Raw genomic sequence first — 16,609 nt, forward strand, 5'->3', positions numbered from 1 at the left:
GTGAATCATTGAAAAGCCCGGACAAAATATGTTTGGGCTTTTAATTTATCCGGCAAATGCGTCAGGTTTTGTCGTCGTGGGAATGGATATTTGTAACAGGTAATGATAAAGTCTTATCCTGTTTCTTTAATTAACTGAAAACCAAATAAAAATTAAATGAATAATGTTATTGTATTGTCAAAAGATTTTGCTGCTAATGAAAGTGCAGTGGTAGATCTTAAATCCCGGGGATTTGCAAATCCGTTGAGAGTTCTCACATTTCAGAATAAAACGGGACAGTCTGCAAAATTTCTCTGGCAGGGAGATACAATCTATAACAGGGAAAAGACCGGATATTTTAAAGAAATAAACAATGATCTGGGGGTGACGGTAAGCCATTATGAAGGTTTTATAACTGTTACCAATGGAGGAGGAGAACAGTACCTGGAAGGAGCACTGAAACAATAATAAAATAAGTGGATATACTTTCAGGATAGCATAATAAAAAGGTCAAACAGTATTGTCTGACCTTTTCTTTTTATATGAAGATTAGTTGATGGTTACTTTAATCACATTTTGTACAGCAGGAACAGGATATTGGGTTCCTACTTTGGAAATAATTACATTTTCACTTTGTGGAGTTCCGCCAAACAGAGCCTGATGATTTCCTGCACCCGGATATTGATCAATACCCGTCCCGGAATCAAATAGTGAAGTTTTCGAACTAAGGTCTCCCTTGGTATTGGCGTCAATATTTTGTTCATTGGCATAAAACCAGTCATTGGAAAAACCAAACATTGTTGCATAGGCAATTTTATCACCTGGTTCAGCCTTAAAGTTTGCTGTTATCTTACTTCCCGGTGCTACAGGAGCATTTCCGGCAACATATACACCTTTTACGTTAGATAGAGATTTCAGAGTGTTTTGAAGTTTGGTTACATTTCCAAACTGAGCAATGTCTTTCAGACCCATTCCGCTGTCTGATTTTCCTAATTCATAAATAGGATTTTTATCACCACGGTAAACAACCACCAGGGCAGGTGAAAGACCGGTCATAATTCCTGTATTGGCATTTAGTTTTGTCATCATTTTGCTGATATTTCCCATTTGAGCAATATCTGTAATTTCCGGGTTTGATAAAGCATTAGGGGTAAAAAACGGAGCGCTGTTCAGCAGTTGAGAGCCATTGTAGTTGGAAACTGCCCATACTCCGGGAGAAAACGGAGTTGTGTGGGCCGTTTCGTCAGATTTATTGGTAATTGTAAGGGTGAACTCCGAACTTACATCATTGTAAGAAAGGTTGAGTTTCATCAGTTGGGAAGCATCTACATTCGGAACCTGTATGATGGGTTTGCTTTCAACCTGGCCGGTAGTATCGTCTTTGGAACCGTTATCCCATAATCGGACACTTGAAGAAACATCACCGGTAATAGCATTTCCATTGGAATCAAACAGTTTGATACCTGGCTGTTGGGAAGCAAAAAACCAGTCTTTTGAAGCTCCATACATAGTGGCAAACATTAAAGCCTGTGTTTTTCCTGCACTGAATTTAATAGAAACCGATTGTCCGGGCATAATAACAGGAGTTTCCGTTCCCTGAAAACTTCCGCTTTGCACAAAATCTTTGGGAGTAACGACGTTTTCAAAAGTAATGGTTCTTTGAAACGCCATATCCGTCATCATGGCATTATCCGAATCACGGCATGAAGAAAGAGTAAATGCAGCTAATGTAGCTGATGCTAAAACTGATGTTCTGAAAATTAATTTGTTCATAAAAGTAAATTTTTATAGTTAAAATTGATATTTGTAACTATAGTCGGCTACTTTTTGAGATCCTGACAAAATAATCTAAAATATTTTTTTGTAAATGATACGTCAAGTTTTGTCGTTGTGCAGGGCGATATTTGTATCAAGACAAAAAGGGAATATGGCCATATCAATTGATGTCTGCAAACTAACCAACAATCAATAAATATTAACAAAATGAAATTTACGAACGACTTTTTTTCACCCACTTCCACAGATCCTGCAGATGATTTGGTACAATTGATAGACAGTTATTCTTTAGAAAATGTAAACTATCAGAAAGTAACTCACTGGTATCATGAAGCCAATCCTGTAGCAATGACAGATGCTTTATGTGATGGTATTATTTACCGAAAAAGAAATGGGGAGTATTATGCACTAACAAGCTTTCTGGCAGGAAAGCCTATTAATATTGAGCTTTTTGGAGCAAAAGGAGACTCTACTACAGATGATACACAGGCATTTTTAAAAGCTGCGGATTTCGTTAACCGACTGTATGATTTTGTGTCTGTTGATCCTAATGATCCAGTAGAGAAATATTCGCTTGAACTTCAGTCTGTTACTTTGGTTGGAGACAGTCTAATTGGATATAAAATTACGGATACGGTTTTATTTAAAAAACCAGTAAACTTTCTTGTAAATAAAATATTCTATAGAGGAACAAGTAATAAAACGGTATTGATCTTTCAGAATAGTTTTAAAAACACAATTACCACCAATATTTCGGGAACACCGGGAACCAATGTCTCTTCAGATGATTACATAGGGATTTTACTTCAGGGTTCACAACACTGTAAGATGTATCTGGGAGCTTCTTTCTTCACGAAAGGAATTGTCTGTGATGCCAATGATTCTCCAGGGATTTTTTCCGGTTTTGCATGGAATGAAATTCAGTTAAAATCAATGCAGTCTAATCTTGATGCATTTGTAATCAGAAATACAAATAATGGCTGGGCCAATGCAAACCGTGTTATTGGTGGTGAATTTGGATCTTTTACCGGATTGCTCGACGCAAATACTGTTACCCGCAGAAGAACATTTGTGAAATTTGAGAAAGATGGAGCTTCTAAAGGATGTAATTCCTGGCTTTTCCTGAATCAATCATTCGAATGGGGGCTTGATATAGAACCTTGGGAAACACTTTGTTTTGACTTTTCGGCAGCTCCATGTTTTGGGATTTCTATTTCGGAACCAAGAATTGAAATTAAAAAAGGAGAGAGAATTGGTATTTTCCACAGAGGATCCGAGTTTAATTTTAACTCAAATCAAATCCATTATCTTACTTATTTTACAGATCAGAATGGGATTAAATATATCGGAGAAAAACCAATTGTCTTATTGGATGAAGACTTAAGTCAAGACTTAAAAACCAATGGCTCTGACAGTCATTTTTATATAAAGAATTTGGAACCGTTTAATGAGTTTTCAGGTTTATTTCCAAATGCAGATTATGATAACCAATTCTGTCAGGTCTTTAAAATCAATAATCATAATACCAATTTATGGGTACAATGGCATCGCTATCCACAGTTTGTTCTTTTTGATGAAGATAGAAATGTTATAACAGACAGTACTTTGTTGCAGTCTCAGGTAGATTTACTTGATTTTAGGCCACAGGATTATTGGGTTGCTCCGGGGATTACTTCAGATGTGAAAATTATTAAGATTGGAGCTGAAGATGATGGAGATTACGTGAATAATATGTCATTCATTCCACAAGCAAAGTATGTTGGGATTATTCAGAGACCTTATGAAAATAGCAAATTAAAGGTGATGATTAACAGAGCAGACAGAGGAAAGATTGAAAAGGTGAAATTCCTTGAAATCCCTGAAGAAACGTATTCAACAGTGAATGATCTTTCGGATTCAAGTATGATTGGGTTCAACTTCAATACGGGTGAAAAATTTTACAATTTTAATACCCATAAAACTTCAGTAATTAAAGAATCTGGAGTAGGAAGTGTATTATCAGGATATACCGTAGATGCCGTTGCAGGATCAAGAATGTTTACAATAAATACAGGAGATATGAATAAATTATCTCTTGGAGCGATGTTCTACATCAATACAGCTGGTGGAACAGTGCGTTTTAAAATTGCAGCGAAAGCAGGAAATATTATAACAGCTAATATTCCATCTCATATTACAATAAATAATGCGGATATTACTTTTCCAATTTGTACTTATGATATTTATTAAAATATAGATTGAGTAATATAAAATATAAGAGTTCAGGATTTCCTGGACTCTTTTTTATATCCCCTTTTTTCCATTCAGAATCATCTGGATCATTTTTATCTTTCTGTTTTCTCTTGTTTCCGGTTTTTTGGCTTCTTCAATCCAGCGGATGTATTCCTTTCTGTGCGTGTAGCTCATTTTGTCAAATAAAGCCTTCGCTTCCGGATTTTCATTAAAAACATTGGTGATGTCATCCGCAATCGCAACCACTCTTTCCTCTTTGTCTTCAGTAAGAGAAACAGAAACCTCATCTCCGAAGGTTTTGCCAAGTTGTTTTCTGATTTGCTGAGTCAGTCCTAAAATATGACAGTCAGAATTCATTTTGGCAAGGCTCCCACGGTATTCAACCTTATCATCGAATACAGCTTTTATCTTTACCAGTCCTTTTTTATGAAACAATTCCTCTGTAGAAAACGGGAATTCTACAAACGCAGCATTCATTGCTCCGTTCTGCTGAATAATGGCGGTGAATTGGATAGGGTTTGCATTCATGATGGAATATTTTTAATAGTCAAAAATAAAAAAACCGTGAAAGTAAATTTCACGGTTTTAAAAATATATCAGTTAAGATGATTATTTTTTAACTTTCTTAGGCGTTGTGGTAGTACCAGAGTTTTTAGTTTTTGTGTCAGCCGGAGTGTTGGCATCTCTTACAAGCTTCAACTCGTCAACTATTCTTCTTGCTCCCGCAAACTTATCAATTGTCCAAAGAACAAAACGAACGTCTACGTTGATGGTTTTCTGCCATTCAGGCTCGAATACGATATCACCGCTTAATGCTTCACTGTTTCCGTCGAAAGCAATACCGATAAGGTTTCCGTCTCCATCAATTACCGGAGAACCAGAGTTACCTCCTGTAATATCATTGTTAGAAAGGAAGTTTACAGGCATATAACCTGCAGCATCTGCATACTGACCGAAATCTTTAAGGTTGTAAAGATCAATCACTCTTTGAGGAAGATCAAATTCTTCATCCCCTTTCTTGTATTTTCCAACAAGACCAGTCATATCTGTATAATAGTTATCAGTAACTCCGAAATAGTTTCTGTCATTTCTGATCGGTAATTTATCTACAGTACCGTAAGTTAATCTCATTGTAGAGTTTGCATCCGGGTAGAATTTCTTCTCAGGCATTGCCTTCATCAGACCTGCCAGGAACAGACGGTTGTTTTTTGCAAAGTTGTCATCTATTTTCACAAATCTTTCTATACTGATTTTTTGGTCAGCAACAATTCCGTTAGCTGCTTTCCAAAGTGGATCAGCATCAAGTTTCAATGCATCCGGGTTTAACAAGAAGTTCGTTGCAGAAGTCTTATTGGCGAAGATTGATGAATATGCTAAATTAGAAACAGTCTTAGCATCCAATCCTAAAATAGTAGCAGAAGCAACGTCAGGGTTTTTAACTCTTGCCTGATAAAGACTGGTCATAGCCGCAAGCATTTCTCCTTCCAAAGATGGATTGAAGTTTTCATAAGCAGCTTTGATTGCCGCTTCAGTTTTAGCTTTCATTGCTAATCTTCCCTGCATATCCTGAGCAGCGTAAGCTTTAAGAACAGATCCTACCTGTAATGCAAGGGTAATATATTTTGCATTTCTTGAGAACTGAGAAGCATAGTTTCTTTCAACATTTCTATCAGAAACTTGCTTATAGTATATACCAATGTCTTCTAAAACACCATTGTACTGATCATTTCCTGGCATTGCAGCCCACTTATTGTAAGTTTCCTCAATCTTTTGTTTATCGGAAATGGTTCCGTTTTTCTCTACTGCATCGATAGTACCTTGTCTGTTTTTCCAGTAGTTAGCTACAGAAGCATATTGAGAAGCATAGTTAAGTTGAGTTGCCTTATCCTTGTCCATGTACTTTTTCATTACATCCATAGCCAATTTAGAAGCTTCAACCCATGCCGGGTAATCTTTAGTTACCATCTGCTGAATTCCATAAGAAGTCAGGTAACGGTTTGTTCTTCCGGGATATCCTAAGATCATTGAGAAATCACCAGGCTTAATTCCTTTAAGAGAAACCGGAAGGAAGTGCTTAGGTTTCAGTGGAGTGTTGCTTGGAGAATATTCAGCAGGGTTTCCTGCAGCATCAGCATACACTCTGAAAACTGTGAAGTCTGCTGTATGTCTTGGCCACTCCCAGTTATCTGTATCTCCTCCGAATTTTCCTAAAGATGAAGGGGGAGCACCTACTAGTCTGATATCTTTATAATCCTGGTATACGAAATAGTAGAATTCATTTCCGTTGAAGAAATCTCTTACCACTACCGTATATTTCCCGTTTTCAGAGTTTTCTGTCTGGATTGCTTTAGTTTCAGCATCAATAACAGCTTTTCTCTCTGCCCCGGTCATATTGTTGTTTAGTTTAGAATTGATTCTTTGCGTAGCATCATCCATTCTCACTAAAAATCTTACATAAAGATCCTTTGCATTGAATTCGTCTTTCTGTTTCATTGCCCAGAAACCGTTCTTCAAATAATCTTTTTCTGGTGTAGAAGCCGCAGCAACAGCACCGTAACCACAGTGGTGGTTGGTAAATATAAGTCCTTTATCCGAAACAATTTCACCTGTACAGAAACCACCGAAACTTACGATAGCATCTTTTAAACTTGAATTGTTTACTGAATAAATCTCTTCAGGCGTAAGATGTAGACCCTCTTTTTGCATATCAACACCGTTAAGTCTTTTGATGAGCATTAGCAGCCACATCCCCTCATCCGCCCTCATCTGAGCAAAGCCCAGTAAGAAAGTGAATAGTAGAAATAGTCTTTTCATTTTATAAAATAATTTTTGTGTCGCTAATTTACTAATTTTTACGAGATTCTGTTCCGGGTTGGTATGAAAATGGGATGATAATCCGCATGAAAAAGATACTATTACCACTTTTTGCCGTTTTACTTTTAGGACTCGTTTTGAATTGTTCCTCAGTACCCGCCAAAGATCCCTTTCTTCAAAGGCAATGGATGCTCGTTACTTTTGATGGTTTTTCAAAAGATCAATTAATAGCCCATAAAGCCGAAATGAACCTGACGGCCAATAAGGTAAAGGGTAAAATTCAGGCGAGCGCTTATATGGGATGTAACCGGATGTCTTTTATTTCAGAGTTTAAAAAAGGAGGAAAAGTGAACATCTCAAAAGGAGTGAGTACAATGAAAGCCTGCCAGGATATGAATCTTGAAACTTCTTTTCAGAAGAAAATAGAAACCATGACTCACTATTCTATTGAAGGACATTTTCTTACCTTATCCGATGATCATGGAAATACAATGAAGTTTGTGGCTGCTGATTGGGATTAATAATGCCTTTTTAGAACATAAAAAGTCCGCGTTGCAGCGGACTTCTTTGTTTGAAAAATCTAGTTTGGTTATCAGCTTTTTGTGGTTACTAGTTTTGAGAGTTATTAGTTTTTGGGAATCGTTTTTTTTATTTCTTCCAGGGTTGCTGTGTTGGGCAGCCCGGTAACTGTCATTTTTGTGTTCCTAGAATTTATAGTATTGCGATATGCCTGTCTGTTTGGAATTGTTTTTTTTAAGTCTTCAAGACTTGCTGTATTGGGAAGAAGTTTTCCTGAATTGTCTGCTGCTGCTTTGGCTTTGGCTTCCTGTTTTTTACTTTCCATCCCATGATCAGAAACCAAACCTGAGTTGACCGTTTTCTTTTCACTGTTTTCCTTGGCTTCCTGCATGAGTTTCGCCTGCTGTTCCTGTGCCTGTTTTACAACCAGTGATTGATCTTCCTCTATCGGAGCAGCCTTTTTATTTTCCTGAGCATAGATAATAGTGCTCAAAAATAATAATGGGATAATATATGCTATTTTCATGACGGTTTATTTTATGTTGACTAATACTTGAATTTTTCCAATCTCTTTTTGGTCATAATCCTGAAGTGCTTTTCCGATTACCTGTCCTATTTTTACCTTGTTGATATCCGCTTTCATGGCAACACCTGCTTTAGATGAAGTTACCAAAAGGTCTCCTCTTTTTATTTTTCCGTTCTCAAGACATACTTTAGTCGGAATTACGCCAATAACTCCCATTGGGGCTTTATTGGAAATATCAGTGTCAATATGTTCTTCAGTAAGAAGTACCCCGGGTTTAGTAGCGTATACCCCGGCAACAAGAGTAGAATAAGGAGTTGAAGACTTTTCAACTGTTCTGTCTGCTTTTGTTGAGATAACAAGAATATCACCAGGCTCATATTCGGAGATGCTTCCGTTTACATCAAAAGCTTCAGCAACGTCGGCACCGCTGTTTTGTGTACCACCATTGAAAAATCCACGTCCCGCAGAATTGATTCTGGCCACATTCACAGTGCCTGGATTTCCGGATTTAAATACAGCGATAGAGCCGTTGCTGTGGGTTTCTACTGTAAGTGGTGGGTTTGTATTGGCTGTATTAAAATTAGCAAATCTAGCAGCACGTCCTTGTCCGAAATTAGGTACCCACGCAAAAATGGCATTTCCTGTTCCGTCTGCTGTTGTTTCAACCCCGTCTCCGGTATTTGAGGCATTCGCTGTGATACCATTTCCATTTCCGTCTGCAATAGCAACTAATGCGGGTCCGTTTCCGGCAGGATTGGAAGCATGGAATAAACCTGCATATCCTCCTGTTCCGGATGATATTGCATACACACCTGCTGTCCCGAAATTAGCAAACTGTGAATTTACTTCAGCTCTTATGGCGGGAGAAGTCCCTGTAGTTCGGTCCACTTTAAAATTCCCAGCAATACCGTTTCCAACAGTAGTTGATGTTATTACATCACTTGTATTATTCTCATTATATATTTCAAATCTTGCGGCACGTCCGGTAGCAAAAGAAGGAACCCAGGCATAGAGCGCATTTCCGGCTCCATCAATGTTGGTTTCAACACCATTTCCGTCTTTGCCTGCATTGGCTGTAATGGCGTTTCCGTTACCGTCTGTCAAAGCGATCAGTGATGCTCCGTTTCCGGCAGGATTGGAAGCGTAGAATAGTCCGGCGCGTCCTCCTGTTCCTGACGACACTCCAAAAATAGCTGCCGCACCAAAGTTTCCGAAAATAGTATTGACTTCCCCTCTTACAGCAGCTCCAACACTATTGGTATTATTGAGTAGAAAAGAAGCGGCATTGCCTTTGGTATTATCAGGAATATTTCCATTTCCATTAGATACCACTTCAAAAGTATTGGCATCAGTATTTGTATTGTTAAAATTTTCAAATCTTCCGGCACGTCCGGTACTGCTATTCAAACCTACCTGGCCGTAAACTCCGATACCTGTTCCGGATGTATTGGTGGCAACAAATCCTCTTACTCCGTATCCGCCTCCGTCATTACGTCCTACTACAGCTCCGGCAATATCACTTGTGGTTCTACCCACTACTGCCTCGCCTCCTCCGTTGTTATCCCCTACAACACCTGCAGAAGTCTGTGCGGAAGTTATTCCATGAAGTCCAAATCCGGATCCTGTAGAACTTCGTACTCCGGCTCCGTTTCCTGAGGTTGTAACATTTACAACTGTACCATTTCCCACACTGGATGCGCTAAGGGCAACATTGTTATTCGCATTATTATTAATAGAAATAGCAGCTGGGATTCCAGTATTACTGGTAGCATTAAGACCTGTTCCTGTGTTACTGTTGGCATAGACTCCATAACCATTTCCGGTGGCATTTCCGTAAACTCCTAAACCGTTAGGGGTTGTACCATAAACTCCCCATCCGCTTCCGGCCTGGCTTCCGTATATTCCAACTCCAAGTCCTCCTGTTCCGTTATTAATACCGCGGACAGCGCTGGAAAATCCACCGGGAGAAGCATTGCTTACAATTCCCCTTACTGCAGAAATATTTGATGTAGTTGTATTATTTACTCCTTCCAGGGAAGTGCCATCTCCATCATTGATCAATGAAAATAGAGTGGAAGCATTATTAACGGTCGTGCTGTAAGGAATAGCAAAACTACCACCGCCTCCACCTGCAGATTTGGCATACATAGCATAAGGAACGCTTAACAGCTGGCTGGTTCCTACTATGGTATAGCTGGTTCCTCCCGCAGGATCTGTTTCTGTTTTTAAGTAATAGCTTCCTGCAGGCCAATCAATACTGGCAAATGTGCCTGTAAGCACAGTTCCCGTTCCTATTTCAAGACTGATAAGCCCATTGGCATTCGTATTCCCGGTAAGTCTTTCTGAATAGACTGCGGCTCCGGCAGGGGAACCCTGTAATATGCTTACTTTTACCGCAATGGCCTGATTGACTAAGAGTTGTCCGGAACCGTTTCTCATGACAGCCTGGTAGCTCATTTTTTCCGGAGCCTGAGAAAGTCCCATGAAGAAACCTGTCAGAATCCAAAACAGTGATAATATTTTTTTCATGGCATTTTATTTTTTGATAATTTTAAAAGTTTGAATATTTTCCCCATTTTGAGTGATCCTTATGATGTACATAGCGGAAGGAAGTGAGGAGAAATTAAGCTCAGATTTGGATTGTGAAATCTTATCTTTTTTTATCAGCTTACCTTGGGCATCAAATAACTGATACTCTGATCCTTTAAAATTATTTGAGGTGAAATCCAGATACAAGTAATCTCTGAAAGGATTAGGATAAAGCAAAATGCCTGTGAGTTCAGAAGAAGTTTCAAGGGAAGTAAGAGTAATTATTTCGTAAGGCTGTTGAACACCTTCGAGAACCTGTCCTGTTCCTTTTTCCAGATAGGTTGCCTGACCTACACTGTACGAAACAAAACCATTAGCTGCTGATGCATCCAATCCCGCTGCTAAAACTGCAGATTGAGCGTGCAGTATGGGGACGGAAAAGACAGACAGAATAATACAATAAATAGATATTCTTTCCATGGATAACAGTTTTGGTGATTAATAGATGTGTTTTTCTTGGGAAATTTGGGAAGACTAAATTACCACCTATCTCAATCAAATGGCAGGAAAATAGACCAACGGCAGAAATAATCGACCAACTGCATTTTGTGAGTTACTGTACAGTTTCGCTGAGCCTTCTTAAGGATTGAAAAAAGAGAGATTATCCTTGTAGGTGCGCCCGATAGGCAGTTTGATATGATGCGCCAGTTCTATTTCATGGCAGTTCTTTCCGCGGATAAGATGGCGTGGAACGGCATAGCTTCTGTGTATTCTGACAAAAGAATCAAAGAAACTTTTTTGCAGGAGATTGCCCAGTGAATTTAGAATACAGTGATTTTTCTCAAGAGTGATAATCCTGGTATAATCCTTCAAAGCTTCAAGATAGAGAATGTCTTTCATTTTGATCTGAAAAATATGACCTCCTTCTTTTATTTTGATGCAGTTTTCTCCTACCATTGCATCATAACATTCGCATTTTTCCTTTACTTCAAAAAAATCAAAGAGTTTTTCCATGGAATAATGAAAGCGTTCTGCGGTAAGAGGTTTCGTAATAAAATCTAAAGTATTAATCTCAAAAGCTCCGGCAGCCAGCTCCGGATGTGAACTTACGAAAATACAGGCAGGAATCTTATGAGCGAGTTTACGGAGTTCAATACCGCTCATGCCTTTTAAATTGGTTTCAGTAATCAGGAGATCAACAGGAATGTCAAGATAGGGAACTGCTTTTTCTGCAGCATCGAAAGTAGCAACAATTTCAATGTTTTGATATTGCCTGATGTAATGCTGAAGAACCAGCCTGTCCAGTTCATCATCATCAATAATCATGCATCTGATATGGGTAATCATGATATTCCGGAGATTAGTTTTTTGATTTAAATATTTAAAAATCAGAAATTTATTATATAAAGTTATTGATTTTTTGAATATCATTCACGGGGAAACTTAAATTTATATTAAAATATGTTATTAAATAAAAATTGATTTTGTTTTTTTTCTGAAAAATATTAACTTGTAAAAATCATAAACATAGACAGAACTTAATGTTAGAAAAGAAAGAACATAACTATGAGAAAGCAGTCCTTGTGGGTGTTATTACCCAGAATCAGGACGAAGAAAAACTGACGGAGTATTTAGATGAACTGGAGTTTTTAGCTTTCACAGCAGGAGCAACCGTAGAAAAGCGTTTCACCCAAAAACTAACTCAGCCTGATTCCAAAACCTTTATCGGAAGTGGAAAAGCGATTGAGATAAAAGAATATGTAAAAGAAAACGAGATCGGAACCGTAATTTTCGATGATGAACTCTCTCCTTCACAGCTTAAAAACCTGGAAAGAGATATGGAAGTAAAAATCCTGGACCGTACCAATCTTATTCTTGATATTTTTGCCCAGAGAGCACAGACTTCCTACGCGAGAACGCAGGTGGAACTGGCACAATATCAGTATCTTTTACCACGACTGACAAGAATGTGGACCCACCTTGAACGTCAGAAAGGGGGAATTGGAATGAGAGGTCCCGGTGAAACGGAGATTGAGACTGACCGTCGTATTATCCGTGACAGAATTACTTTGCTGAAAGAAAAACTGAAGACGATTGACAAGCAAATGGCTACCCAGCGTAATAACCGTGGGAAAGTTGTTCGTGCAGCTTTGGTAGGATATACCAACGTAGGGAAATCTACTTTAATGAATTCCATTTCAAAATCCGAAGTTTTTGCTGAAAATAAATTATTTGCAACACTGGATACTACAGTAAGAAAAGTGGTAATTGGAAATTTACCGTTTCTGTTGACAGATACCGTAGGATTCATCAGAAAACTTCCTACTCAGCTGGTAGAATCTTTTAAATCTACATTGGATGAGGTTCGTGAAGCCGACCTTTTGATCCATGTGGTGGATATTTCTCACGAAAGCTTTGAAGATCACATAGAATCTGTAAATCATATCCTGATGGAGATCAATGCTCATCAGAAACCGATGATCATGATTTTCAATAAGATTGACGATTTCAGTTATGAGAAAAAGGATGAGGATGATCTTACCCCTTCTACCCGCAAAAATATCTCTCTGGAAGAATGGAAAAAAACGTGGATGGCAAAATCTAAGTATCCCACAGTTTTCATCTCTGCATTAACGAAGGAAAACTTTCCGGAAATGAAGAAGATGATCTATGATGAGGTCATGAAAATTCATATTTCCAGATTCCCATACAACGATTTCCTTTTCGAATATTTCGACAACGACGAAGAAGAAAGCAACAATTAATGAAATACCATTTTTTCCTTTTATTCGTCCTGTTTTCGGTTTTTGGATTCAGCCAGAAATCAAAAATCGATTTGAAAACTATTGAAAAAAGTCTCAGGACTGAGGACTCGCCATACAATTATGAGAAGCTTATTTTCAAATTTAAAGGGTATCCTAAATCTCTGGATAGTATAGAAGCTCAATATCTGTACTATGGAAGAAATTTTAGAAACGATAAAATAAGTACATCAGATGAAAGCTTTAAAAGTCTTGTAGAAGCCTTTAAGCAAAATAATTTTGCAGACTGTATCAAACAGGGAAAGGCTTTGTATGGTAAAGATCCTACCAACCTGGATGTACTGCTGATTCTTCTCAGGGCTTATGATTCCGTAAAAGATGGAAATAACTTTATACACCATCTGAACCAATTTCGTGCACTTACTGAAGGAATAAGAAGTTCGGGAGACGGAAAATCCGAGAAAACAGCCTATATCGTCAATTCAGTAGGAGATGAGTATATTCTTCTGAACATTCTGAATATAGGACAGGATTACACAAGGAGTTCAAAAGCTTCTAAAGATGCCATGTTTGACATCTGGCAAAAGGATGGGAAACAGATTTATATCAAAATACTTTATTTGGAACTCACCAATTAATCTTAAAATAAAAACACTTAGTGGAATTATATTATTCATTTTCAGCATTAATCGTATTAGCATCAATATTTGCCTATCTTAACTATAGATTTTTAAAACTTCCGAGCACTATTGGAATCATGGTGATTGCCATTGTGGTATCTATTTTTCTGGTACTGTTCGGGGAAACGGTTCTTCCAAGAACATTCGGACACCTTCACAATCTGATGGACAGTATAGACTTTACAGAAGTTCTGATGGGAGCTATGCTTAATTTTCTGCTTTTTGCAGGAGGTATCCATATTAATATTAATGACCTGAAAGAACAGTTCAGACCTGTAGTGATATTTTCCACAGTAGGTGTTGTAATTTCTACCTTTGTAGTAGGATTCGGAATGTTTTACCTGCTTCCTTATGTGGGGGTTAAACTTCCTTTTATCTACTGTCTTGTTTTCGGTGCTTTGATTTCTCCTACCGATCCGGTAGCGGTTCTGAGTGTGCTGAAACAGGCCAATGTATCCAAATCACTGGAAACAAAAGTGGCCGGAGAATCTCTTTTTAATGACGGTATGGCGGTTGTAGTATTTACAGTGATCTTACAACTGGCAATCGGAAAAGAAGTGGATCTGAGTGTTGAAACGATTGGATTGCTTCTGCTTAAAGAAGCTGGAGGAGGTCTTTTACTTGGGGTTCTGTTAGGATGGGTTACTTCAAGATTGATGCGTGAGGTGGATGATTATATTATCTCTGTATTGGTAACACTTTCTGTAGTGATGGGAGGTTATCTTATTGCCCGTCAAATGCATATTTCAGGACCATTGACGATGGTTGCCGCAGGGTTATTCATGGGGAATTTCAACAGGAGTTTTAAAATGAAGTCTGTTACTCAGGACTATCTGATCAAATTCTGGGAATTGATTGATGAAATCCTGAATGCTGTATTATTCCTGTTCATCGGATTTGAACTTTTGATGATTAAAGATCTCAGACATTTCATGATTCCGGGATTAGCTGCCATTGTGGTCGTTTTGTTTGCCAGATTTATTTCTATCTGGGGGCCTACAAAATTTACTTCTCTGAGAAGAAGTTTCAGTCCACAGACCGTAAAGGTTCTGGTTTGGGGTGGAATTCGCGGAGGAGTTTCCATTGCGTTGGCGATGTCTATTCCTAAGAGTGAATACAGTGAGATTATTTTAAGTATTACCTATTGTGTAGTAGTCTTCTCAATTATTGTTCAGGGGCTTACCATTGCTAAAGTAGCCAATCCTAAACAAATTGCAGAAGAGGAAGAGCATGGAAATACTGCATTAGAAGAGAAAGTTTAAATGTTGAGTATTATTAAAGAAATACAGGAAGCACTTGCTGTTTTGTCCATTCCTGAAAAGGCGGAATTCTTTCCACGATTTTTCAAAACGGGAGAAGGAGAATATGGTGAGGGCGATTTGTTTCTGGGCGTAAAAGTTCCAGACCAGCGCTCTGTTGCGAAAGAATATTATTCAAAAATAAATTTAAAGGAACTCAGCACCTTACTTTCTTCAAAATATCATGAGCATAGACTGACCGCTCTTTTTATGCTGATTTCAAAATTCGAAAAAACAAAAGATAAAGCTGTAAAAGAAGAGGTGGTAGCTTTTTACCTGAATCACCTTCCTTATGTGAACAACTGGGATCTGGTAGATTCAACCTGTTATAAAATTTTGGGCAGATATGCCTTTGAAAATCAGAAAGAAAATCTGCTTAGAGAACTTTCAGAATCTGAAGAAATGTGGCATAAGAGAATCGCTGTTGTAGGAACAATGCATTATATAAAAAAAGGATTATTTGATCTGACAAAAGAATTCGTCACAAGAAATCTGAAACATTCCCATGACCTGATGCATAAAGCAAACGGATGGCTGCTCAGGGAAATGGGAAATAAAAATGAAGGAGAACTGATCAGCTATCTGAATTTATATTACCAGGAAATGCCCAGAACCTGTCTTCGGTATGCTATTGAAAAACTGGATGAAGATCTTCGCCAGGATTATCTCAAAGGGCGTGTTTAAAAAATAATATACGGAAATAGTACCGTATTTTCCCTAAAAAAGTACCGGGAAACAGCTATTTATGCCCAAAAAATCAAAGATTATAAGGATTTAAGGCCGGAATTAAGTAATTTTGTGGTTTTAAGCCTAATCATGAAAAAAAGATGTAAACTATTTCTTCTTCTGCTCCCTCTGCTATTTCTAACAAGCTGTTTCGATATCCTGGATAAGGTGAACGTAAAAGCTGATGGTACAGGAGAGTACACTATTATTCTTAACGCCAGCAAGAGCAAAACACGTCTGGCATCCATCTCCAAGATGGAAACCATTAACGGAAAAAAAGTTCCCAAAAAGGCTGAAATTGAAAACAAAATCAATGAAGCTGCCAAAATTTTTAAGGCAACTCCGGGAATCAGTAATGTGAAAACTTCCATGGATTTCGAGAATTACATCATCAAGCTGAGCTGCAATTTTAAAAAAATCGAAAACATCAATGCCGGTCTGGATAAACTGAAGTCTCAGAAAATCCTGGGCAAAATGGTTCCAACCCAAGTCTATAGCCAAAATCTTGAAAAAAAGACCTTGACAAGAAATAAAGTCAATACTTTCAAAGAAGATTACGATAAAATGAGCAAGGCCGATAAAGAGGTTTTTAACGATGCCCGCTATACTTCTATCATGCAGTTCGAAAACGCTGTAAAATCACAAACCAATAATACTTATGTGCTTTCCCCCAATAAGAAAGCTCTTAAGCTGGAAGCTGATATTCTGGATCTGATCCTTCAAAAAAAGCAAATTCAAAACACCATTCTTTTTCAATAAATTTCTAAA

Annotated in this window: 15 protein-coding genes; 8 read left to right on the forward strand and 7 right to left on the reverse strand. The window is 38.0% G+C overall.

The window, feature by feature from the left end; genetic code table 11:
• Positions 1–156 precede the first annotated feature (156 nt).
• The gene (locus tag J2786_RS15020; protein ID WP_047426815.1) at positions 157–447 is read left to right on the forward strand and encodes a hypothetical protein; all 291 of its coding nucleotides are present in this window, start codon (positions 157–159) and stop codon (positions 445–447) included.
• A gap of 81 nt (positions 448–528) precedes the next feature.
• On the opposite strand, the gene J2786_RS15025 is transcribed toward J2786_RS15020, so the two are convergent.
• The gene (locus J2786_RS15025) at positions 529–1,752 is read right to left on the reverse strand and encodes a spondin domain-containing protein (RefSeq protein WP_047426820.1); all 1,224 of its coding nucleotides are present in this window, start codon (positions 1,750–1,752) and stop codon (positions 529–531) included.
• Positions 1,753–1,962: 210 nt separating this feature from the next.
• On the opposite strand from J2786_RS15025, the gene J2786_RS15030 reads away from it, so the two are divergent.
• Positions 1,963–3,984 carry a hypothetical protein gene (locus J2786_RS15030; RefSeq protein WP_047426822.1) on the forward strand — a complete coding sequence of 674 codons (2,022 nt, stop codon included), beginning with the start codon at positions 1,963–1,965 and terminating at the stop codon, positions 3,982–3,984.
• A 54-nt stretch (positions 3,985–4,038) separates the two neighbouring features.
• Here the strand turns inward: J2786_RS15030 and J2786_RS15035 are convergent, their stop codons facing one another.
• Complete coding sequence (locus J2786_RS15035; RefSeq protein ID WP_047426824.1) at positions 4,039–4,515, reverse strand: YdeI/OmpD-associated family protein; 477 nt, start codon at positions 4,513–4,515, stop codon at positions 4,039–4,041.
• 81 nt (positions 4,516–4,596) lie between these two features.
• Positions 4,597–6,801 carry a S46 family peptidase gene (locus J2786_RS15040; RefSeq protein WP_052186736.1) on the reverse strand — a complete coding sequence of 735 codons (2,205 nt, stop codon included), beginning with the start codon at positions 6,799–6,801 and terminating at the stop codon, positions 4,597–4,599.
• 86 nt (positions 6,802–6,887) lie between these two features.
• Between J2786_RS15040 and J2786_RS15045 the strand changes: the two genes are divergently transcribed.
• Positions 6,888–7,322, forward strand: a complete 435-nt coding sequence (locus J2786_RS15045) for an META domain-containing protein (RefSeq protein ID WP_047427845.1) — start codon at positions 6,888–6,890, stop codon at positions 7,320–7,322.
• Positions 7,323–7,426: 104 nt separating this feature from the next.
• Here J2786_RS15045 and J2786_RS15050 read toward each other — a convergent pair whose 3' ends face one another.
• The 4 genes from J2786_RS15050 to J2786_RS15065 all read right to left on the reverse strand — a co-directional run bounded on the left by J2786_RS15050 (position 7,427) and on the right by J2786_RS15065 (position 11,722).
• Entirely contained in the window at positions 7,427–7,846 is a 420-nt protein-coding gene (locus J2786_RS15050; protein ID WP_047426827.1) for a hypothetical protein, read from the reverse strand.
• A 6-nt stretch (positions 7,847–7,852) separates the two neighbouring features.
• Entirely contained in the window at positions 7,853–10,375 is a 2,523-nt protein-coding gene (locus J2786_RS15055; RefSeq protein WP_047426830.1) for a beta strand repeat-containing protein, read from the reverse strand.
• A 6-nt stretch (positions 10,376–10,381) separates the two neighbouring features.
• The gene (locus tag J2786_RS15060; RefSeq protein WP_047426833.1) at positions 10,382–10,855 is read right to left on the reverse strand and encodes a T9SS type A sorting domain-containing protein; all 474 of its coding nucleotides are present in this window, start codon (positions 10,853–10,855) and stop codon (positions 10,382–10,384) included.
• Positions 10,856–11,014: 159 nt separating this feature from the next.
• Complete coding sequence (locus tag J2786_RS15065) at positions 11,015–11,722, reverse strand: LytR/AlgR family response regulator transcription factor (protein WP_047427848.1); 708 nt, start codon at positions 11,720–11,722, stop codon at positions 11,015–11,017.
• A 194-nt stretch (positions 11,723–11,916) separates the two neighbouring features.
• On the opposite strand from J2786_RS15065, the gene hflX reads away from it, so the two are divergent.
• The 5 genes from hflX to J2786_RS15090 all read left to right on the forward strand — a co-directional run bounded on the left by hflX (position 11,917) and on the right by J2786_RS15090 (position 16,600).
• Positions 11,917–13,140 carry a GTPase HflX gene (hflX, locus tag J2786_RS15070; protein ID WP_047426836.1) on the forward strand — a complete coding sequence of 408 codons (1,224 nt, stop codon included), beginning with the start codon at positions 11,917–11,919 and terminating at the stop codon, positions 13,138–13,140.
• Entirely contained in the window at positions 13,140–13,775 is a 636-nt protein-coding gene (locus J2786_RS15075; RefSeq protein ID WP_047426839.1) for a DUF4919 domain-containing protein, read from the forward strand. Before hflX ends, J2786_RS15075 begins: the two co-directional genes overlap by 1 nt.
• Positions 13,776–13,795: 20 nt before the next feature.
• Positions 13,796–15,079 carry a cation:proton antiporter gene (locus J2786_RS15080; protein WP_047426842.1) on the forward strand — a complete coding sequence of 428 codons (1,284 nt, stop codon included), beginning with the start codon at positions 13,796–13,798 and terminating at the stop codon, positions 15,077–15,079.
• Positions 15,080–15,799: a DNA alkylation repair protein gene (locus tag J2786_RS15085; protein ID WP_047426845.1), complete on the forward strand. Its 720-nt coding sequence runs from the start codon at positions 15,080–15,082 to the stop codon at positions 15,797–15,799.
• A 132-nt stretch (positions 15,800–15,931) separates the two neighbouring features.
• Positions 15,932–16,600, forward strand: coding sequence for a hypothetical protein (locus J2786_RS15090; protein ID WP_047426848.1), 669 nt, complete (start codon positions 15,932–15,934; stop codon positions 16,598–16,600).
• Positions 16,601–16,609: the final 9 nt, after the last annotated feature.

Origin of the sequence: Chryseobacterium vietnamense, from assembly GCF_031454475.1 — a bacterium.
In the GTDB taxonomy this organism is placed as follows: Bacteria; Bacteroidota; Bacteroidia; order Flavobacteriales; family Weeksellaceae; genus Chryseobacterium; species Chryseobacterium vietnamense.